Origin of the sequence: Streptomyces sp. Ag82_O1-12 (assembly GCF_900182715.1) — a bacterium.
GTDB lineage: Bacteria > Actinomycetota > Actinomycetes > Streptomycetales > Streptomycetaceae > Streptomyces > Streptomyces massasporeus.
The window spans coordinates 3,216,702-3,236,431 of sequence record NZ_FXUW01000001.1 but is presented as its reverse complement, the minus strand read 5'-3'; the positions used below and the strand labels follow the sequence as shown (position 1 = coordinate 3,236,431).

19 protein-coding genes and 1 tRNA gene are annotated in these 19,730 nt (G+C 68.5%); 13 read left to right on the top strand and 7 right to left on the bottom strand.

Features of this window, described 5'->3' with window-relative positions; translation table 11 throughout:
* Positions 1–78: 78 nt before the first annotated feature.
* A complete protein-coding gene (locus tag QOL88_RS14815; protein ID WP_097216888.1) occupies positions 79–1,560 on the top strand; it encodes an MFS transporter in 1,482 nt (493 codons plus the stop codon).
* A 229-nt stretch (positions 1,561–1,789) separates the two neighbouring features.
* Positions 1,790–1,859 (top strand) — tRNA-Gly (locus tag QOL88_RS14810).
* Positions 1,860–2,073: 214 nt separating this feature from the next.
* On the opposite strand, the gene QOL88_RS14805 is transcribed toward QOL88_RS14810, so the two are convergent.
* The gene (locus QOL88_RS14805) at positions 2,074–2,376 is read right to left on the bottom strand and encodes a hypothetical protein (RefSeq protein ID WP_097216887.1); all 303 of its coding nucleotides are present in this window, start codon (positions 2,374–2,376) and stop codon (positions 2,074–2,076) included.
* A gap of 169 nt (positions 2,377–2,545) precedes the next feature.
* Here QOL88_RS14805 and QOL88_RS14800 point away from each other — a divergent pair, with 169 nt between their 5' ends.
* Positions 2,546–2,971 carry an Hsp20/alpha crystallin family protein gene (locus QOL88_RS14800; RefSeq protein ID WP_179878866.1) on the top strand — a complete coding sequence of 142 codons (426 nt, stop codon included), beginning with the start codon at positions 2,546–2,548 and terminating at the stop codon, positions 2,969–2,971.
* 97 nt (positions 2,972–3,068) lie between these two features.
* A complete protein-coding gene (locus QOL88_RS14795; RefSeq protein WP_097216885.1) occupies positions 3,069–3,536 on the top strand; it encodes a DUF2267 domain-containing protein in 468 nt (155 codons plus the stop codon).
* A 42-nt stretch (positions 3,537–3,578) separates the two neighbouring features.
* Here QOL88_RS14795 and QOL88_RS14790 read toward each other — a convergent pair whose 3' ends face one another.
* The gene (locus QOL88_RS14790; RefSeq protein ID WP_097216884.1) at positions 3,579–4,448 is read right to left on the bottom strand and encodes a helix-turn-helix domain-containing protein; all 870 of its coding nucleotides are present in this window, start codon (positions 4,446–4,448) and stop codon (positions 3,579–3,581) included.
* Between the two features lie 340 nt (positions 4,449–4,788).
* Between QOL88_RS14790 and QOL88_RS14785 the strand changes: the two genes are divergently transcribed.
* The 8 genes from QOL88_RS14785 to QOL88_RS14750 all read left to right on the top strand — a co-directional run bounded on the left by QOL88_RS14785 (position 4,789) and on the right by QOL88_RS14750 (position 13,221).
* A complete protein-coding gene (locus tag QOL88_RS14785) occupies positions 4,789–5,589 on the top strand; it encodes an alpha/beta fold hydrolase (RefSeq protein ID WP_097216883.1) in 801 nt (266 codons plus the stop codon).
* Between the two features lie 434 nt (positions 5,590–6,023).
* On the top strand, positions 6,024–7,190 hold the full coding sequence (locus tag QOL88_RS14780) for an ABC transporter substrate-binding protein (RefSeq protein ID WP_257028061.1): 1,167 nt from the start codon (positions 6,024–6,026) through the stop codon (positions 7,188–7,190).
* 6 nt (positions 7,191–7,196) lie between these two features.
* A complete protein-coding gene (locus tag QOL88_RS14775; RefSeq protein ID WP_097216881.1) occupies positions 7,197–8,204 on the top strand; it encodes a carbohydrate ABC transporter permease in 1,008 nt (335 codons plus the stop codon).
* A complete protein-coding gene (locus QOL88_RS14770) occupies positions 8,204–9,121 on the top strand; it encodes a carbohydrate ABC transporter permease (protein WP_097216880.1) in 918 nt (305 codons plus the stop codon). Before QOL88_RS14775 ends, QOL88_RS14770 begins: the two co-directional genes overlap by 1 nt.
* Positions 9,118–11,730 (top strand): beta-galactosidase, encoded by a 2,613-nt coding sequence (locus tag QOL88_RS14765; RefSeq protein ID WP_257027777.1) that lies wholly within the window; start codon positions 9,118–9,120, stop codon positions 11,728–11,730. Before QOL88_RS14770 ends, QOL88_RS14765 begins: the two co-directional genes overlap by 4 nt.
* 145 nt (positions 11,731–11,875) lie before the next feature.
* A complete protein-coding gene (locus QOL88_RS14760; protein WP_097216879.1) occupies positions 11,876–12,361 on the top strand; it encodes a winged helix DNA-binding protein in 486 nt (161 codons plus the stop codon).
* A gap of 48 nt (positions 12,362–12,409) precedes the next feature.
* The gene (locus QOL88_RS14755) at positions 12,410–12,811 is read left to right on the top strand and encodes a VOC family protein (protein ID WP_097216878.1); all 402 of its coding nucleotides are present in this window, start codon (positions 12,410–12,412) and stop codon (positions 12,809–12,811) included.
* Positions 12,812–12,852: 41 nt separating this feature from the next.
* Positions 12,853–13,221 (top strand): hypothetical protein, encoded by a 369-nt coding sequence (locus tag QOL88_RS14750; protein ID WP_097216877.1) that lies wholly within the window; start codon positions 12,853–12,855, stop codon positions 13,219–13,221.
* On the opposite strand, the gene tgmC is transcribed toward QOL88_RS14750, so the two are convergent.
* From tgmC to QOL88_RS14735, 3 genes are read right to left on the bottom strand one after another with little or no spacing between them, the layout of a single operon-like run.
* Complete coding sequence (tgmC, locus tag QOL88_RS14745; protein WP_097216876.1) at positions 13,195–14,403, bottom strand: ATP-grasp peptide maturase system methyltransferase; 1,209 nt, start codon at positions 14,401–14,403, stop codon at positions 13,195–13,197. The two genes, QOL88_RS14750 and tgmC, sit on opposite strands and share 27 nt — an antisense overlap.
* Entirely contained in the window at positions 14,387–15,388 is a 1,002-nt protein-coding gene (gene tgmB / locus QOL88_RS14740) for an ATP-grasp ribosomal peptide maturase (RefSeq protein ID WP_097216875.1), read from the bottom strand. The genes tgmC and tgmB overlap by 17 nt, the downstream gene beginning before the upstream one ends.
* Before the next feature lie 3 nt (positions 15,389–15,391).
* Positions 15,392–16,171, bottom strand: coding sequence for a putative ATP-grasp-modified RiPP (locus QOL88_RS14735; RefSeq protein ID WP_257027775.1), 780 nt, complete (start codon positions 16,169–16,171; stop codon positions 15,392–15,394).
* 196 nt (positions 16,172–16,367) lie between these two features.
* Here QOL88_RS14735 and QOL88_RS14730 point away from each other — a divergent pair, with 196 nt between their 5' ends.
* Positions 16,368–17,642, top strand: coding sequence for an NsdA family TPR-like regulatory protein (locus tag QOL88_RS14730; protein WP_097216874.1), 1,275 nt, complete (start codon positions 16,368–16,370; stop codon positions 17,640–17,642).
* Here QOL88_RS14730 and QOL88_RS14725 read toward each other — a convergent pair.
* Both QOL88_RS14725 and QOL88_RS14720 read right to left on the bottom strand, forming a co-directional pair.
* Positions 17,623–18,285 carry an HAD family hydrolase gene (locus QOL88_RS14725; RefSeq protein WP_097216873.1) on the bottom strand — a complete coding sequence of 221 codons (663 nt, stop codon included), beginning with the start codon at positions 18,283–18,285 and terminating at the stop codon, positions 17,623–17,625. The genes QOL88_RS14730 and QOL88_RS14725 overlap by 20 nt on opposite strands.
* An 82-nt stretch (positions 18,286–18,367) precedes the next feature.
* A complete protein-coding gene (locus QOL88_RS14720; protein ID WP_097216872.1) occupies positions 18,368–19,723 on the bottom strand; it encodes a DNA cytosine methyltransferase in 1,356 nt (451 codons plus the stop codon).
* Between the last annotated feature and the right edge of the window lie 7 nt (positions 19,724–19,730).

Below are 19,730 nucleotides of genomic sequence, written 5' to 3'. Positions count from 1 at the left end.
CACGAGAGGGGTATCTCAGGGCGTAAGAGAAACCGCTCAGGGCACCCGATCCGGGTTCGCTCGACGTGGAGGGAGCCCATGAGAACCGCGCAGGCCGGGACCGGCCGAACCATCACCACCGACATCCCCGCCCGCCTCGACCGCCTCCCGTGGTCGCGCTGGCACTGGACGATCGTCATCGGCCTCGGCACCGTGTGGATCCTCGACGGTCTCGAAGTCACCGTCGTCGGCAACATCGCCAGCCGCCTGTCGGAGCCCGACAGCGGCCTGCCCATCACGTCCGGTGAGGTCACCGGCATGGCGGCCGCCCTGTACGTGGCGGGCGCCTGCCTGGGCGCCCTCTTCTGGGGCCGCCTGACCGACAAGTGGGGGCGCAAAAAACTCTTCATGATCACGCTGGCCGTGTACCTCGCGGCCACCGCCCTCACCGCGATCTCCTTCGACACCTGGTGGTTCTTCCTCTTCCGCTTCCTCACCGGCTTCGGCATCGGCGGCGAGTACGCGGCCATCAACTCCGCGATCGACGAGCTGATCCCCAAGGAGTACCGCGGCCGCACCGACCTGATGATCAACGGCAGCTTCTGGCTGGGCGCGGTCTTCGGCTCACTGCTGTCGATCGTCGCCCTGGACACGGACATCTTCGCGGCGAACGTCGGCTGGCGCCTCACCTTCGCGCTCGGCGCGGTCCTCGCCCTGGTGATCCTCCTCGTCCGCCGGCACGTCCCCGAAAGCCCACGCTGGCTGCTGATCCACGGCCGCGACGACGAAGCGGAACGCATCGTCTCCTCCATCGAACGCAAGATCGAGGAGGGGCGGGACGACCCGCTGCCGCGCGCCGAGGGCGAGATCACCATCCACCAGCGCCGCAGCGTCTCCTTCCTGGAGATCGGCCGCACCGTCTTCTCCGACTACCGCAGGCGCGCCATCCTCGGCTTCTCCCTCTTCATCGGCCAGGCGTTCCTGTACAACGCGATCACCTTCGGCTTCGGCGCGATCCTGACCAAATTCTTCGACGTCCCGAGCGGCCACACCGGCTACTACTTCGCCGTCATCGCCGTCGGCAACTTCTTCGGCCCGCTGCTCCTCGGCAAGCTCTTCGACACGGTCGGCCGCCGCATCATGATCTCCGGCACGTACATCCTGTCCGGCCTGCTGCTCTTCGGCACGGCCTGGCTCTTCGACCAGGGCTCCCTGAGCGCGACCACGATGACGGCCTGCTGGTGCGCGGTCCTCTTCTTCGCCTCGGCCGGTGCGTCCAGCGCCTACCTGACCGTCTCCGAGGTCTTCCCGATGGAGACCAGGGCCATGTCCATCGCGTTCTTCTACGCCCTCGGCACGGCGGCCGGCGGTATCAGCGGCCCGCTGCTGTTCGCCAAGCTCACGGAAACCGGCGTCGTCGGCGACACGGTCCTCGCCTTCTCGATCGGCGCGACGCTGATGTGCCTGGCGGGCCTGGTCGCGGCACTCCTGGCGGTCAAGGCGGAACGCCGCTCCCTGGAGGACATCGCCAAGCCGCTGACGGCGGCGGGCAGCGGTGACGGCGGAGAGGTCAAGGCCTGAGGGCCGAGGTGGCCGAGTGACAGGGGGGCGGCGAAACCCATCCGCCTGAGGCACGTGCGAGTGCGGGTTCAGTTTCCGCGCTCGCACGCCGCTGTTGCCGTCCGCCGACGGGTGAGAGGTCGCGGATCAGCCGCTACCCGCGAGGAGACGGCCTGCTGGTGAAGGGGAAACAGAAACTGCGCTATAGTTGATCTGCGTCCAGTCGCCGGAACTCCGGTCGGTGGACAGTGCGTTGGTGGTCCAAGGAAAGACGCCCCACTTCCTGTGGGGAGATGCAGGTGCAAGGCCTGCCCGGCGCTCCGACAAGAACCCGGCCCTGGAATTTAGGGCCGGGTCCTTTGCTGTATCGGCTTCTTCGCTGTGCCGGCCGAGGTGAGCCGACCGGCCGCGCCGACTCACCGAGGCAAGCCGGTCAGCTGCGCCGACTCACCGAGACCAGCCGGTCAGCCGCGCCGACTCACCGAGACCAGCCGGTCAGCTGCGCCGACTCACCGAGATCAGTCGATCCGCCGATCAGCCGCACCGGTCCGCGACCGCCCACGAGGCAAGGCCCACGGCGCCCGCCACCCCGAACACGGCGGGCCAGGCACCCACCTTCTTCGCCAGCGGATGCGACCCGGCGAAGGCTGCGACGTACGCGGCCGACAACGCCCCCGCGGCCACCCCGCCGGCCTGCTCCCGCCACTGCCGCGCGGCCGCCACCCCGGCCACGGCGAGCACGACCCCGCCGAGCGGCCGCTGCCTGGTCCAGCGGGCCACGCCGTACCCGCCCACGAGCCCGCTCGCGGCGACCACCGCGCTGGGAACCTTCGCCATGTCTGCCTCCTGCGTCCTACGCCCTGATCGGGATCTTGAGGCTAGCCCTCGGACTTCCGGAACCCGAACCTGAGCCCTGGCTTGTCAACTTTCCTCCTCCGAGCTATATAAGAAGACGCAGACCGTAGGGCATCGCACCGACTGCGTCCGAAGAGAGGAGTGACCAGTGATGCTCATGCGCACGGACCCCTTCCGTGAGCTCGACCGACTGACCCAGCAGGTGTTCGGCCCCACCACCACCCGCCCGTCGGCGATGGCGATGGACGCCTACCGTTCCGGGGACGACTTCTTCGTCCACTTCGACCTCCCCGGCATCGACCCGGAGACGATCGAGCTGGACGTGGAGCGCAACGTCCTGAACGTCCGAGCCGAGCGCAGGTCCGCCGCCCCCGAGGGCGCGGAACCCCTCGTCGCCGAGCGCCCCACCGGCACCTTCACCCGCCAGCTGTTCCTCGGCGACACGCTGGACACGGAGCGCATCGACGCCTCCTACGAGTCCGGCGTCCTGACCCTGCGCATCCCGGTGGCCGAGCAGGCCAAGCCCCGGCGGATCCAGATCACGGGCGGCGACCGGCGCAGGCAGCTCAGCGGCTGACCTCACCACACCGCCCACCCCGTGTCGCGCCGCCGGTACGAGCTCCCGGCGGCGCGGCCCGGCACCGCATCGCACGCGTCAGGAGGAAACCCCGCACATGAGCACGGCGACAGTGCCACGTGTGACCACGAAGCCCCACCCCCAGGTCGACGACGTCACCTGGATCCAACTGATCGAAGCCGTCAGGCAGTCGGGCCGATACGCCACCCGGCCGGAGGCCGAGCAGGTCACCCGTACCGTCCTGGCCGCCCTCGGCACCCACGTCACCGGCGACGAACGGGTCGACGTCGCCCGCGCCCTGCCCGGGGAGGCCGCCCGGCTGATCGCCTCCCAGATCCCGGTCACGCACCGGCTGACGGCAGCCGAGTTCGTCGACTCGGTCGCGTCCCGTACCCCGGGAGCCACATCCGCCACAGCCCGCTGGGACGTCAGCTCGGTCCTCGGTGCGCTGCCACCCCTGGTCGGCGACGACCTGGTCAACCGTCTCCTGGCCCAACTCCCCCCGGGCTACGCTCTGCTGTTCGGCCGAGCGGATCTGAGTGCCCGCTCTCGATCCCGGTCTTGAGCAACCCGGGGAAACGGCTCCCCGGAGTTTCGCGAACCGCGCTCAGGGACGGCCCGCCCCGTCGACGTAGGCCTTGGTGGCGTCGGTGATGAAGCCGAGGGTGTCGGCGGGGTCGAGAGCCTGGGCCTGGAGGTGGTCGTACATCACGCTGTAGTGCCGTACGTCGGAGTGTTTCTCCAGGTAGAGGTCGCTGGTGAACCGCTCCAGGTACACCACCGCGTCGAGGGTGTCGGCGGATCTCAGGATGGAGAACTGTCCTGGCAGGCCCGGGTTGGCCCCCACGGTGTAGGGGAGGATCTGCACGGTGATGTGCGGCTCGGCGCTGAGCGCGATCAGGTGTTCCAGCTGTTCGCGCATGATGTCGGGACTGCCGACGACACGGCGCAGTACCGATTCGTCCAGGACGACCCACAGGCGCAGCGGGGAGGCCGGGTCGTAGATCCGGTGCTGGCGGCGCAGCCGTACCCTGAGGCGCGCGGCGGCCTGTTCGACCGTGAGCCGGGGAATCGTTTCCTCGATGACCGCGTGGGCGTAGGCGGGGGTCTGGAGCAGCCCGGGGATCACCATGGGCTCGTAGGTGTGGAGGGAGGCGGCGTCCGTCTCCAGGGCGATGTAGACGCTCTGGGGGATGTCGCCGTAGGCGTGCCACCAGCCCTGCTGTCCGGATTCCCGGGCCATCTGCATCAGAGCGTCGATGACCTGCTGGTCCGTCACGTCGTAGAGCGCGCACAGGTCGCGCACGTCGCGGGGGCTGATGGCGCGGTTGCCGTTCTCCAGGTGACTGATCTTCGGCTGGGAGACCATGAGTTGCTCGGCCACTTCTGTGCTCTTCAGTCCCCTGGCCTCGCGGAGCCGACGGAGCTCGGCTCCGAGGCGACGCCTCCTGACGGTGGGGTTGCTGTTCGCGGCCACGAGCGGTGTACCTCCGGCTCCAAGTCATCGTGCAGGCCCGCAGATTGCCATGGGACATGACCCGTTGATCGTCTGCCGTGCCGTCGTGTCGTGAGGCAGCCGAAACGGAATCTGCCGCTGTAATGTGCCCCACGGCAGGAACCGTCAGGCGTTCTGCCGGGTGGGATCGAAGTCAGGCACCGATCCGGCACAGTAGGCTCCTGAACCGCCTACGACGGCCACTCGTTGACGGCCGGGGGGTGGCCATACGGCGGGTGTCTCGGTGGAGCCAAGCGCGCGGTGGGCACGAGAGGGCCGCCGGACCGGGCAGCCGGCCACGTGGACGACACGAGGGGGCTCCTTGACTCACACGACGTCCGGAACCCTCACCACCCCCGACGGCACCCACATCGCCCACAGGGACCACCACCCCGCAGCCACGCCCACGACCACGTTCCTCCTCCTGCACGGCCTGGCCGGCCACCAGGGCGAGTGGGACACCCTCGCCGCGCGGCTGTCGGCCGACGGCCACCGCGTGGTGACGTACGACGCCCGAGGCCACGGCGCCAGCAGCCGCACTCCGCAGACGACGACCCGCGCGACCCACGTCCAGGACGCCCTCACCCTGATCGAGGAACTGGGCCTGGCCCCCGTGACCCTGCTCGGCCAGTCCCTGGGCGGCCACACCGCCATGCTGCTGGCCGCGTCCCACCCTCGCTTGGTGAGGTCCCTGATCCTGATCGAAGCGGGCCCGGCGGGCCCGGCCCCCGACCTCCCGGCACGGATCGCGGCCTGGCTGGACGGCTGGCCGACCCCGTTCGGGTCCCTGGAGGAAGCGGAAGCCTTCCTGGGCCACGAGGCATGGACGAGGACCCTGGTCCAGCGCGAAGACGGCTGGCACCCGACCTGGGACCGCGACACGATCATCGCCTCGGTCGCCGAACTGGCCACCACTGCCTACTGGGAGGAGTGGTCCCGCATCACCTGCCCCACGCTCCTCATCCAGGGCGAACACGGCACGATGCGCCCCGAGGAACCGGCCGCGATGCTCGCCCACCGCCCGGACACGGTGACGGTGCGCATCCCCGGCGCGGCCCACGACGTCCACCTGGACCGGCCGACCCGCCTCCACGAGGCGATCGCCGCCTTCCTGTCCGGCTGAAGGGCGCGCCCACCGCCCCTGGCCGGCTGAAGGGCGCGCCCACCGCCCCTGGCCGGCTGTAGGGCGCGCCCACCGCCGCGGTCGATATCCCGCCAGCGGAGGAACCAGCCGCGACTCCCCGCCAGCCGACCTGCAACAACCCCGTAGATGCCCGCTTTTGCGCCGCCGTGAGCCCCGGGTCACAACTGAAACCCACACGAAACAAGGTCTTGTCGCTGGCTTAAAACGATGGTTATTTTAACCGCCATTCGAAGTCCGGCCTGATCATCCGGGCGACCTCAAGGCGTGTGCATGTCTCAAGGAAGGGCAGTGCCATGACGCTTGACAGCGCGCGGTTTTCTCGTCGGGGTTTTCTGGGGCTCGGAGTCGCGGCGGGGGTCATCACGCTGACGGCGTGCGGCTCCGGCGCCGGTGCGACTGACGCTCCGCTGGTGATGACGGTGTGGGGCGGCGACCCCGACCGCAAGACGTATCAGGCCCGCATCGACCTGCTGGTCAAGAAGCACCCGGACCTGAAGGTCAAGCTGCAGCTCATCCCGGGCGACGCGTACCCGCAGAAGGTGCAGACGATGATCGCCGGCGGCACCGGCCCGGACATCATGCAGGTCGCCGAGAGCGTCAACACGTACTCCAGCAAGAACCAGCTGCTGCCCCTGGACGACCTCGCCAAGAAGGCGAACCTCGACACCGGGCAGCGCTTCGGTCCGGTCGGCTCGCTCTACACGTACCAGGACAAGCTGTATGCGATCCCGGACCGCTCCGGCGCGGTCACCGTGTTCTACAACAAGGACATGTTCGACAAGAAGGGCATCGAGGCTCCCACCGCGGACTGGACCTGGGACGACGCCCTCGACGCCTTCAAGGAGCTGACGGTCCCCGGGAAGGTATGGGGATACAGCGGCGCCGAGTGGTTCCCGCAGTGGTGGAGCCTCGCCTACCAGAACGGCGGCACCATCATCGACGCCCAGGGCCGGCCCGCGGTCGACAGCGACGAGGTCGTCGAGGCGCTCCAGTGGGCCGGCGACCTGGTGTTCAAGCACAAGGTGGTGCCGAGCAAGGCGGACTACGCCGACATGGGCCCCGACATCGGCGGCGACCAGGCGTTCCCCAACCAGAAGGTCGCCACCCACGCCAACGGCTTCTGGGTCATGTCCGGCCTGACGAAGGTGAAGTTCGGCTGGGACATCGCGCCCATGTGGCGCGGCAAGAAGCAGGCCGTCTCGGCGTTCGGCAGCGGACTGGCGATCTCCCGCACCTCCAAGCAGCGCGACAACGCCTTCAAGGCGATCGACTTCCTCACCTCCGCCGAGGCGCAGAAGGTGATCATCGCCTCCGGCCAGGACGTGCCGGCCAACCTGGAGGTGCAGAAGAGCCAGGCCTTCCTCAAGCCGTCGTGGATGAAGACGGACGTCGACATGGGTGTGTTCGCCGAGTCCAGCGCGTTCGTCTTCCGGGCGCCGTTCATCCCCGAGTGGAACCAGATGATCGACACGATCTCCAACGGCCTCGCCGACTTCTGGCTCGGCAAGGAGCGCAGCGCCAAGAAGGCGCTGACGGCCGTGCAGAAGGACCTCGAGTCCCTCATCAAGTCCGGGGCATGACCGGCTGTGGCACCCTCGACCGCCTCGAAAGCCGCCTCGAAAGCCGCCTCGAAGGCCGCCCCGGAGGCCGCCCCCACGGCCGCGGAGAAGCCCCCCTCACTCGGGAAGCCCAAGCTCTCCAAGCGCCGGCGCCGTGAGGCGCTCTCCTTCTACCTGTTCATCTCCCCATGGGTGATCGGCTTCCTGGTCTTCCTGCTCGGGCCGATGATCGCGTCGGTCTACTACTCCCTGACCGACTGGGACTCCTTCAACCCGCCGAAGTGGGTCGGCTTCCAGAACTACGTCACGGCCCTCACCGACGACCCGGTCTTCTGGAAGGCCCTGTGGAACACCTTCTACTACGCGGCGATCTCGGTCCCGCTGGGCCTGGTGCTCGGGCTGTGGCTGGCGAACCTGCTCAACAAGCAGGTCAGGGCCCGCAAGTTGTTCCGCACCCTGATCTACCTGCCGACGCTGATCCCGCTGGTCGCCACGGCGATGATCTTCCGGATGGTGCTCGCGCCGAACGGCCCGATCAACGACTTCCTCGGCCTGTTCGGACTCTCGGGCCCCAACTGGCTGCTCGACGGCCCGTGGGTCAAACCCGCCCTGATCCTGATGTCGGCGTGGGGCGCGGGCGCCGCGACCGTGCTGCTGCTCGCCGCGATGAAGGGCATCCCGCGTGAGCTGTACGAGGCGGCCGAGGTCGACGGCGCGAGCGCGACGCGGCAGTTCTGGAGCATCACGCTGCCGCACCTGACGCCCATCATCTTCTTCAACCTGATCATGGGCCTGATCAACGCGTTCCAGATCTTCTCGCAGGTCTACATCCTCATCCCCAAGGGCAAGAACCCCGCGGGCTACGACGCGGCCCAGACCATGGTGCCGCTCCTGTTCGACCAGGCGTTCAGCTACTACCGCATGGGCTACGCCTCGGCGATCTCCTGGCTGCTGTTTCTGGTGATCCTGGTGTTCACGGTGATCGCCTTCCGCACCACCCGGCGCTGGGTGTTCTACGAGACCGAGGTGAAGTGATGGCGACCCTGGCGACCCCTGTCCGCAAGCGGGGGCACGAGGACCGGCCCGCGAAGGAACAGGCCCCCGCCGTAAGGGCGTTCCGCGCGACCCCGTTCACCTACGGCACCCTGCTGATCGTCGCGGCGATCCTGACCACCCCGCTGGTCTTCGTCGGTTCGATCGCCCTGTCCAGCGACGCCACCGTGAACAACGGCGCGTTCACGATCATCCCGCGCGAGTTCAACTGGGACAATTTCTCCCGGGTGTTCGGCACCGAACTGCCGGTGGGCACCTTCCTGCTCAACTCGGTGCTCATCTCGCTGTTCTCGGTGGTGGGCCAGGTCCTCTCCAGCGGCCTGGTCGGCTACGCCTTCGCCCGGCTGCGCGCGCCGGGCAAGAACACGATGTTCCTCGTCGTCATCGCCACGATGATGATCCCGACCCAGATCACGATGATCCCCCAGTTCATCCTGTTCCGGGACCTGGGCTGGGTGAACACCTTCCTGCCGCTGATCGTGCCGAACTTCTTCTCCAACGCCTTCAACGTCTTCCTGGTACGGCAGTTCGTCTCCCGCCTGCCCAGCGAGCTCGACGAGGCCGCCATGATGGACGGCCTGGGCTTCTTCGGCGTCTACCGGCGGATCATGTTCCCGATGCTCAGGCCCGTCCTGATCGCCATCGGCATCTTCACGCTCACCCACACCTGGGGCGACTTCATGGGCCCCCTGATCTACCTCAACGACGAGTCGAAGATGCCGCTCGCCCTGGGCGTGCAGTACATCACCGCCACCTCGCAGGCGGGCCAGGCGCCGCCCTGGAACCTGGTGATGGTCGGCTCGATCCTGCTCGCCCTGCCGATGATCCTCGTCTACTACCTCGGCCAGAAGTACCTGTACGAAATGGACATCAGCGGCGGAAGCGCGGGAGTCAAGTGAGCCACCCCACCACCACTTTCGGCCAGGACACCACACCCGGCCCCACCACCACACCCGGCCCCACCACCACACTCGACCAGGGCATCGCGCTCGACCAGGGCATCGCGCTCGACGCCCGTGGCATCCGCTTCGAGGGCGGTCCGCAGCTCCTGCTGTGTGCGTCCCTGTTCTACTTCCGCCTGCCCCGGGAACAGTGGCGCGCCCGGCTCGCCCAGGTCCGTGCCTCCGGCTACACCTGCGTGGACGTCTACCTCCCGTGGAACTTCCACGAGACGGCCCCCGGCCGCTGGTCCTTCGAGGGCCGGCGGGACGTCGCCGCCTTCCTCGACCTCGCCCAGGAGGAGGGGCTGTACGTCATCGCGCGGCCCGGCCCCTACATCTGCTCCGAGTGGGACGGCGGCGCACTGCCCGCCTGGCTGGGCCTGGACCCCCAGCTGCGGGTCCGCCAGCACGAGCCGCGCTTCCTCGACCGGGTCACCGCCTGGTTCGACCAGGCGCTGCCGCTCCTCGCCGAGCGCCAGTACCCGGCGAACGGCCCCGTGATCATGGTGCAGTTGGAGAACGAACTGGACTTCTTCGACTGCCAGGACCGGACCGGCTACCTCACCGCCCTGCGCGACCAGGCCGTCCGGCACGGCATCACCGTGCCGCTCATCGCCTGCTCCGGACAGGGCGACCTCGCAGGCGCCACCGGAGACGTCCCCGGTGTCGTACCGGCGTGCAACTTCTACCCGGACGACGACTCCCCGCACATCGAACCCGAAGTGCGGCGCTACGCCGAGCTGCTGGCGCAGCGCGACCTGCCCCTGCTGATCACCGAGACCAACCGCCGCCACCGCACCCTGCGCCGCCTCCTGGCCAGCGGCGCCTCGCTGATCGCCCCCTACCTCCAGTCCTCCGGCTGGAACTTCGGATACACCCCGTCCGCGGGAAACTGGGGCAGGCCCGGCAACCTCATGAGCCACGGCTACGACTTCGGCGGCTACGTCTCCTCCACCGGCACCGAACGCCCCGAGTACGCCGAGGCCCAGATCCTCGCCCGCGTCATCGACACCCTGGGACCACGCCTGGCGCTCGCCACCCCCACCGCCCCACCCACGCCGGTCACCACCGACTTCCCGACCAGCTCGTCACCGTCGGCCCTGCGACTCGACGGAGGCGGCCTGCTCCTCGCCGTACCGCATCTCGGGACGGGGGCCGGAGCGGGGGCCGGGGTGGGAACAGCGGTCGTGAACGGGATGCCGGTCGCCGTCGCGGCGGACTCGTGCCCGTTGATGCTGATGGGCGTGCCCCTGAGGCCGTGGGGCCACGAAGGGACCCTCACTCTGGCGTCGGCGGATCTGGTGGCGGCGGGGGAGGGCCTGCTGGTGTTCTCCTCCGAGGTGCCGGTCACCGTCGTGGTCGGGGACACCCGTGTCGAGATACCGGCACCGGCGGCCGGAGCGCCGGGGCGGGCGACGGCCGAGGGGCTGACCCTTGTGGCGCTGACCCCGGCGGATGCCGTACGCCTGCGCGCCACGGACCGCGACGGCACGGTGCATCTCGACGAGCCGGCGCCCGCGCGGTCCGAATCGGCGCCCGTCGCGGTGCACCGCGCGCGGCGACGAGCGGACACCGCTCCCGGTCGCGCGGCGGGCCGCCACGAACTGCCGCCGACACTGGAGTCCCTCGGCGTGTACCGGGGACGCGGCACCTACCGGACCACGACCGACCTCACGGACGTCGACGAGCTGCTGCTCGTCGGGGCTGCGGACATCGTCGACCTGTCGGTGGCCGGCCGGGCGCGCCCGACGATCGCCGGGTTCGGCGCCACCCGGCGGATCGACGTCCGGGAAGCGACCGGTTCCGTCGACGTCGAGGCCGTCGTGGAGATCTGGGGCCACGCGAACTTCGACGACGCGCGCCTTCCGGCCCTCCGCCTCGGCGCGCTGCGCGGGCTCGGCACGCTCTGGACGGTCAGGCAGACGACGGACATGTCGGCCCTGTGGGAGGTCCATGGCCACTGGGCGGGCCGCCCGGCACCCCTGCGCGAGCTCGGCGGCTGGAGCAGCACCCGCGTCGGCCTCCCCGTCACCTACACCCGCGAGGTCCGGTCGGACACCGCGGCGGCTCTGCACTTCAAGGGGGTGATCGAGCCGGTACGGGTCACGGTGGCGGACGCCGAGCAGCACACCGACCACGAGGCGTACACCGTGCACGCCGAGGACCCGTGGGTCCTGTTGCCCGCGGGCACCCACCGCATCTCGGTCACGCTGCCGCACCACCCCAGCGGCGGCGGCCTCCGTGCCGAACTGCTCGCCCTGGACCCGGTGACGGACTGGATGTGCTCCGCCCAGGACGACGACCTGCTGACCGGCTTCGCCACCGATGCCGCCCCCGGGCAGGAGGTCCAGCTGCCGCTGGCTTTGGCCCCGGGGGAGGAGGCATGGCTCGACGTCGACCTGCCGCCATCCCACGACGGCCTCCTCCTGCGCCCGGACGGCACCCAGATCCGAGTGACCGGATGGGCCGGCGGGGAGTGCGTGGGCCGGGTCTGGGCCGGAGACCGGCCGGACTTCTCGGGTGGTGACGCGAACGTCCTCTGGATCCGCCGGGTTGGTCCGGGCTGACCCTGCTGGTGCGCGGCTCCGCCGGACCGGCAGCCCCGGAGCTTCGTGTGCTGCGGCTGGAGTCCTCCGACTGATGGGTCACCCCCGCGCACCAGGTGGGGGTGACCCTTGACCTCAACTTTGCTTGAGGTCCTACGTTGACCGTATGAACACGCAGACCGAGAACCTCAAGGAGTACTCCCAGGAAGAACTGGCCACCCAGCCGATCGGCGCCTGGACCGGCCAGGCCTACCGCAGGGTCGTGGGGTCCATAAGAGCCCAACTCGCGGTCGAGAAGCTCACCCAGCCTCACTGGTGGACCCTCAACCACGCGTCCGGCGCCCCCGGCAGGTGGACCCGCCCCACCCTGACCGCCCGCCTCACCCCCTACGACGACCAGGCCACCGACTTCGACCAGGTCTACGACGACCTGACCGCCCGGGGCTGGCTCACGGAGGACGCGACAGGCGGCATGTCCCTCACGGAGGCCGGTGAGGCGGCCCGCATCCGCGCCCGCGAACGCAACCTCCACGTCCACCACCGCACCCACGAGGGCATTTCCCAGGCCGACTTCATCACCACGATCAACGTCCTGCGGCGCATGGTCGCCAACCTGGGCGGCAACGGAAACCTGCCCGACGACCCAAAATAGCTGGACACGGCGCGGCCTCCCCTCCCATCCTGCGAGGGAACTCAACTCATGTCAGGAAAAGGGCCGTTGACCCCGTTGAACCCCACCATCCGACACATCACCTTCGACTGCGCAGGCGAGCCCTACGAACTGGCGGGCTTCTGGGCGGCGTTCCTCGGTCACCCCATCTCCGGCATCGACAAGCCCGGGGATGACGAGGTCCTGGTCGAACTTCCGGACGGCGCGCCCGGTCTCCTCTTCGTCAGGGTCGAGGAGGCCAAGGCGACCAAGAACCGCATCCACTTCGACCTGGGCCCCACCGGCCGCACCCGCTCCGAGGAAGTCGAACGCGCGGTATCCCTGGGCGCCCACGTCCTCACGGACCGCACCCTCCCGAACGGCCGGGGCTGGGTCGTGATGGCGGACCCGGAGGGCAACGAGTTCTGCATCGAGCGGGGGGAACGGGGCTGATGGAAGCGCGGCAGAGTTCGAACCAGGAAGGGCGAGCGCCCATGGTCGAGGACGAACCAAGGGTGTACGAGATCCGCGTCCTTGGCTGCCCGAGCTCGAAGGAGGCTCTCGCCCTCCAGGCCCCGATCAAACTCCTCCTGTGCCCGGACCCCGACCACGCCCCGCCGTGCGAGGTCCCCTGGAGCTTCACCCTCGCCGGCGGGGACGACGGCGCCTCCACCGCTCTTGTCCTGGGTGTGTATACGTCCAGGGGTCGGGCCGCGCAGGTGGCGGACCGGGTGCGGGTGCTCGTGGGAGAGGCGCGGTCCGTTGCTGTGAGTGAGGGTGATGCGGGGGAGTGGGAGGAACTGGTCGAGCAGTATCGGTTCGAGAGGGGGCTGGGCTCAGGTCGGTACGGCCGAGGGCAGTAGAAGACCAGGCATGTTCGGATGCCACAGGCGCTGTCCCTCATCGCACACCCGCAGCGCGAAAGCCTCCGGCCCTGGACTGCCTGCGGCGTCGAAGGCGTCCAGAACGCTCTCGACGCGCTCCCACATTTTCACCGGCCCGCCTTCTCGCACATGCCAGTCACCGTCCAAAGGCGTCAGTGTGGCCGTGGAGCCGCTCACGACGTCGACCAGATGAACGACCTCGTCGACAGTGACCATCTGGGCGTTCGGCACGGCGCATTGGGCAAGGAACCGCAGATGGAACGCCTCCTCGGTCGTTGCCGCGAGGCGCTCCGGACCGTGTCGGGCCGTTCTGGGCTTGTCCGGAAGCCCGGCGGCCCAGTGCGCGGGATTTCCGAAAGCCGGCGCGGAATGTGTCCGCGCAGCCATGAAGGAGACCGTGCCGGGCAGCAACGCACCCTCCGCCGTGCCGTCTCCGGCGACGGTGAGCAACACGCGCGCATAGCCGTAGAGCCACCCCGACAGAGTGAGCAGAACCTTTCCGCCAGGCCGGGTCTGCGCGAGCAGGGCAGGCGGGACCGCACGGAAGGAGCAGGCGGCGACGACTCGATCGAAGCGGGCCTCGGGCCAGTACCCGTACAGTCCGTCCGCCACGGCCAGGGCCGGGGTGTAGCCGCAGCCGTACAGCGCGTCAGCGGCAGCCTCCAGCCGACGTGGGTCGACCTCGATGCTGGTGACGTCTCCGGAGTCGAGGCGCTCGCATGCCAGCGCCGTCGAATAGCCCGTGCCGGTCCCGATTTCCAGCACGGTGTGACCTTCGGCCACTTCGGCGTCGGACCACATTCGCACTACCAGGGACGGAAGCGTGGACGACGAGGTGGGAGCACCACCAGGCCGTACGACTGGAGCCTGCCAGTCGGGCTCTTCGCCGTCGAACTGGGTGATCAGAGTCGTGTCCGAGTACGCGGCCGCCAGCCACCGTCCGTAGTCGAGCTCGGCGGTGACCGGTTCCCAGGCCGTCAGACCCTTCGTGTCGCGCCGACCCACGGGCAGGTAGAACCCGGGCACGAAGCGATGCCGCGGGACCGCTTCCACCGCCGCCAGCCAGGCCGGGTCCAGCGGGACATCGTTCCGAGCGAGGGCGTTCACCATGGCCGCGCGCAGGGGGACCGCGTCGTTCTCGGGATCAGCGGGCATCGCCATGACCTACCGTTTCCTTCCGCTCTTGCGTGTTCAGGATGTCGGCGAATGCCTCGGCGATGTCCGCCGCGTCCGGAAGCCAGCCCCATTGCCCGTTCGGATTGCACTCGATGGCCCACCAGTCTTCGGGCTCGTCTCCGCCCCCGGTGAGCGCGAAGTCGAAGCAGCCGAAGACCAGGTCGAAGGACCTCAGGTAGCTGTGAAGGGCGGCCGTGACCGTGGCAGGCACGGTGGCGGGAGAGTGCGACAGTTCGTCCCAGTCACCGCGACGCCAGTCCAAGGCTCCGTCCGGAGCGACGATCCGCTGGGCGAAGACCTGAGGGCCGACCACCGTGACCCGTACGTCCGAGCACTTGGGGACCTCTGCCTGGAACAAGTGCGCCGTCATCGCGAGTGTCTCGTCGAAACTGTCGGGCTGCACCCGTTGGGTCCAGATCGCTCCGGCGTGGCCGTCTTCTCCACGTGGAAGACCGCGGAAGGACTTACAGACGATCCGCCCGTGATCGGCCGCGAACCTCCTGGCATGCTCCGCTTCATTGGTGATCAGCGTGGGTGGGACGCGCAGGCCCAGCTCGGCGAATCTCTGCAACTGGGCCGGCTTGTAGTCCGCGCGGGTGACCGCGTGCGGATGATTCACGTACATCGCCGCGCGCAGGGCGTTCAGCACACCACCAAGCCCGTGCCGCGCCTCTGCGGCGCCGAACTGCGCCTGTTGTCGGAGAAGATGCTCGAAGCGGACGGCGTACGGGGTGGGGCGACGGTAGTAGACCGCCGTCACGTCTCGCACGTCCACTTCTCGGCTCGAGGTGCTCAGCCGTCCGGCCCACGCGGGCTCGTCCTCGCCGAGGCGGAATCCGAAGGTCAGGTCGGGCCCGAGATCGGCGGGATCGATGCGTACGACCGGTACCTCGCGCTCATTGAGCGCACGGATGACGCGGTCCGCGGTGAAGTCCTCCAGCGCGGTGATGACCAATACCGTGGACGCCATGGGTCAGTCCGACTCGTAGTCGGTGGTGTGGTCGTCCTGAGTCTGCGGCTGCGGATTCTGCCCGTCGCCGCCTCCGGATACCGATGCGGTGCCCGTCGTCCTCGACGTGCCGTGCTTGCCCATCTCAACCACCCGGCCGTCGGTATCCATATACCGAGCCGTCTGGGTAGGCCCGTCCAACACGACGCTCGCGAAGGACGGCGGGCGTACGGGCAGCCGGTCCGTTACCAGCTGCATGGCCCACGGGCCCTGAACAACCACGGCATCCATGAGTTCACCCCCGTCGTGCGAACGGATCTCCCGCTCGGCGGCTTGTCGAGCTTGACCCGCTTCGAGCAGACCGAGAACTGAAAGTGAGGGACACAAGTCACCCTCGTGCCGAGGCGGAACCACCCAGTACGTCCCCGGTGGTTGCCGTCTATCGATGCGCGGCACTCCCAGGTACGTGCCGCGACCGAGGCACGTGACGACGTCGTCATCAGCCAACGTGAGGCCGGCATGCACGTCGACCAATGCGTAGTAGGTGCCACCCGCCACTCGGCGGTCGAAGATGATCCCTCCTTCCAGTAAGCCCCCGAGCTCAGTCGCAACGACCTCCTGGTCCTCGGACCGGACGGCGGCGTGCACGATCTCGGACGCCATACGCACCGCGGCGAATCGCTCGCCGAGCGGCAGCAGCGCGACGCCTTGCGCAGCCCACTCCGTCCATACGCGCTCGGGTACCGGGTGGGTCCGTGCCAGCCACTCCGCGACCCCTCCGCCCAAACCCTCGTGTGTGTACAACAACGTGCTCCCTCGCTGTCCGGCCGTGCGTACGGGAGAACAGAGTCCACTGACCGGTCTGCACATTCGAGGACTCTGAGAGGCCGTTGAGCGGACATTAAAAGGGCCTGAGTACCTCCCTGGGGTGGACCGGGTGTCCTGTAGCGGACTCACATGGGAGAGTTTGGAGCGGGCAGTCAGCAGGAGGAGGTGGCTCGTGCCAAGGCCAACAGGCAACGTTCGACTCAAAGCCGCTCGGGTGGCAGCCGGCTTCAACTCGCAGCAGGATCTGGCGGACGCGCTCACCGAGCACGCGAAGAGCATGGGCATGCGGGGCCTGTCCATCGGGGTGCGTCAGGTCCGACGCTGGGAGTCGGACAACCCACCGTGGCCGCAACCGGACTGTCAGCGCGTGCTGGTGCACTTGCTCGGCCAGAACCTGGACGCGCTCGGCTTCACGCCGCCGTGGGGCGCGGAGGGAGTGGCACCGGATCCGATCCGACGCAGGCTGGTCGCCGGCGGGGTGGCAACACTGGGCCTGGCGATGGGATCGGGCCGTGCCGTAGCCGCCGCCCATCCGCCGACCGCCGGGGCGGATTTCGAGGCCGTCACTCGTTCCCACCGCAGGCTCTACTGGTCCGTCGCACCGACCACACTGCACCCGGCCGTGGTGTCACACGCGACGCTGGGCTGCGTCCTGCTTCCGGAGACGTCCGACTCCACCCGCCGCACGATCGCCGCCGCGCTGGCCGAGACATACCTCTTGGCGGGCCGGATCGAATTCTTCGATCTCTCCGAGCCGACCACCGCGCACGACACGCTTCTCCTCGCCCTACAGGCAGCGGGCGAGGCCGACGACGCATTGCTCGGATCGGCGATCATCGCGCACATGGCATTCATCCCCGGCTGGGCGGGCGATCAGGAGGGAGCACAGGAGCGAATGATCGCGGCCCGGACCTACGCCCGCCGTGCCCCTGCCTCCGCCGAGTTCCTCGCCTGGCTGGACGCCGTCGAAGCGGAGTGCGAGACCAGGTGCGGCGATTCGCGAACCGCGCTGAACCTGATCACCCACGCCGAGGACGTCCTGGAGGACGGCAACGAGCATCCGTCGCCGCCCTGGATGGACTGGTTCTCCCCGGCGCGGCTGGCGGCCTTCAAGGGAAACACCCAACTGCTCGCCGGCCACCTCCCACAAGCCCGGGCCGCGCTCCTCCAGGCCCTCGAAGCCATGACCCCGGGCGAGGAGAAGCAACGAACCGTTGTGTACGGCGACTTGGCAGCCGTCGAAGCGGCCTCGGGCAAGCCGGAAGCGGCCTGCGAGTACGCGGGCAAGGCACTCGATCAGCTGGCTCTCACCTGGTACGCCACCGGCATGGACCGCGTACGCGAAGTCCGACGTGCGCTTACTCCGCACCAGCACGAGAGCTGCGTTCGCGACCTCGACGACCGGCTGTACGACTGGTCGACGACCCTCAGCGCGTTGAGGCGTTGAACTCGGCGACGTTTGGTGAGAGTTCGTCCAGGCTCTCGACACGGAAGGTCGGCAGCTCCCTGGCTTCCGCGCTGTCCCATTGAATGCTGGCCCAAGGACCGCGACGCACCAGCGCGGTGTGCATGCCGGCCTGCCCGGCAGGCTTGATGTCGTTGTCGCACCGATCACCGACGTACAGAATCTCGTCGGCCCCGAAGGGCACGGCCGCGGCCACGCGCTTGAAGAACTCGGGGTCGGGCTTGCTGGCGCCCCAGTCGTCGGAGGTGCCGATCAGATCCACGTCGTTGGAGAACAGCTCCCGCAGGATTCCGCCGGCCCGTACGGTCTGGTTGCCGGCGATCCCGAGCCACAGCCCGTCGGCCCGGAGCTGCCGGAGGGCGGGCCGGACGTCTGCGTACAGGTCGTCCTCGCCGAACCACTCCGGCTTCCCGGCCGCAGCACGCTTCTCCCGCTCCGCGTACAGATCGAACCCGGGCCGGAACTCCTGGAACGTCTCCCGGTAGTCACGACCCTGGGCGATGACGGCCCCGAACATCGCATGAAAGGTGTGCCTCGGCACGCCCAGCCAGTCGGCCCAGGTCCCGTACTCCCGGGTCTCGTCCACGAGGCACTCACCGACGTCGAAGACCACTGCGCGAATCATGGGGGCCAGCGTAGCGAAGCCCCGAGTCGTGCTTGAGGCGATTCGCCTTAGTGTGCCCGACGCAGGCGACACCTGAAATGCTTTACCGGCCTCGCAGGTAGTAATGGATCGCGGAGGCAATCGCGGTCCCAAGAGGGATGGGTACAGCGTTCCCGATCTGGGTCGCAATTTCCGTCTTTGTGCCGCACCAGCGGAAATCAAGAGGGAACCCTTGGATCCGAGCGGCCTCGAAGTGAGTGATCGGCCGATTCTCCGTGGGGTGGAGGTAGCGACCCTTCTCCGGCTTATAGAACTCGGTTCGAATGGTTACTGACGGCTCACTGAGGCGGAGCCGACCCATGACGTCACCCGTGCCGGTGTTGTGACGGTCCCAACTCTCGGTCGACAGGGGGTAAACGGGAGTCCTGACTCCGGGAGGGTTGGGCTCTCGGAAGACGTGCACCTCCCCGAGCTCATCGAGTGTGAACCACTTGTCGCGCAGGTCCTTACGGTTTCCACCTGGCGGAATCGCGCTGTATCGAGCCCTTGACAGAGGCTCAGGGCTACGGCGGAAGTGTAGGTCGCTGGTGGTGAAGACCCCCGGCAGGACAGCGTTTATCTCCGGAATGAACTCCTTGCTGTCAGGGAGCTCGGTGCCGTGCAGCTCTCGCTGAGACGACTCGTCGAAGATGCCCTTGACTGCCTTCCAGTACGAAACGGTGCCATCCACTCCGTCCAGTGGGAGGGAGGCAGCTGTGGCGCTCACCCTCGGCCGTCGGGTGTGCGTCCTCGCCGGGTACGACATCGTCCGACCGTTGTTGATGTCACGGCGAACGCCGATAACGATGGCCCTACGACGGGCCTGACTCGCGCCGAAGTCCGCTGAATTCAGAAGATAGCGCCTGGTCCGCTCTTCTTGGGTGTCGCTTGGGTCCGACCCGGGCGGATCAACAAGGCGGTAGTCTGCAAGAAGCCCGCCCTCCTCAACCTCGCTCAGTAGATTCTTGAACTCGTCGGACTTCAGGAAGCGGTCGACGTTTTCAATGACGAAGACCTTGGGGCGAACGGCGGCGACAATCCGAACGTATTCTTCCCAGAGGCGATTACGTTCGCTGCCCTTCTTCTTGCGGTTCAGGGCGGAGAAACCTTGACAGGGTGGTCCCCCGACCACGACGTCCGCATTGAGCGCCTCGGTGGTGGGCTGCCATTCCTCGATGTCTCCGACGTGGACTCGGGCTGCCGGCACCCGCTCGTCGAGGCGTAGGCTCCCGAAGTTGGCTGCATATGTGGCCGCCGCAGCGGCGTTGTGTTCCACTGCGGCGATGCTGCGAAAGATGGGGCCGGTGCCGGCTGCGTTCGCAGGGCGGAACTCATGAAACCCCTGGGTGAAGCCCCCGCAGCCGCTGAAAAGGTCAACGACCGTGATGGGATCGGAGGCAGGCTGTCGGGGCGTACGCATGCAGCGA

Coding starts and splice junctions, on each gene's coding strand:
- QOL88_RS14815 (WP_097216888.1), top strand. CDS start 79: ATGAGAACCGCGCAGGCCGGGACCGGCCGAACCATCACCACCGACATC.
- QOL88_RS14805 (WP_097216887.1), bottom strand. CDS start 2,376: ATGGCGAAGGTTCCCAGCGCGGTGGTCGCCGCGAGCGGGCTCGTGGGC.
- QOL88_RS14800 (WP_179878866.1), top strand. CDS start 2,546: ATGCTCATGCGCACGGACCCCTTCCGTGAGCTCGACCGACTGACCCAG.
- QOL88_RS14795 (WP_097216885.1), top strand. CDS start 3,069: ATGAGCACGGCGACAGTGCCACGTGTGACCACGAAGCCCCACCCCCAG.
- QOL88_RS14780 (WP_257028061.1), top strand. CDS start 6,024: ATGACGGTGTGGGGCGGCGACCCCGACCGCAAGACGTATCAGGCCCGC.
- QOL88_RS14770 (WP_097216880.1), top strand. CDS start 8,204: ATGGCGACCCTGGCGACCCCTGTCCGCAAGCGGGGGCACGAGGACCGG.
- QOL88_RS14760 (WP_097216879.1), top strand. CDS start 11,876: ATGAACACGCAGACCGAGAACCTCAAGGAGTACTCCCAGGAAGAACTG.
- QOL88_RS14755 (WP_097216878.1), top strand. CDS start 12,410: ATGTCAGGAAAAGGGCCGTTGACCCCGTTGAACCCCACCATCCGACAC.
- QOL88_RS14750 (WP_097216877.1), top strand. CDS start 12,853: ATGGTCGAGGACGAACCAAGGGTGTACGAGATCCGCGTCCTTGGCTGC.
- tgmC (WP_097216876.1), bottom strand. CDS start 14,403: ATGGCGATGCCCGCTGATCCCGAGAACGACGCGGTCCCCCTGCGCGCG.
- tgmB (WP_097216875.1), bottom strand. CDS start 15,388: ATGGCGTCCACGGTATTGGTCATCACCGCGCTGGAGGACTTCACCGCG.
- QOL88_RS14725 (WP_097216873.1), bottom strand. CDS start 18,285: ATGATTCGCGCAGTGGTCTTCGACGTCGGTGAGTGCCTCGTGGACGAG.
- QOL88_RS14720 (WP_097216872.1), bottom strand. CDS start 19,723: ATGCGTACGCCCCGACAGCCTGCCTCCGATCCCATCACGGTCGTTGAC.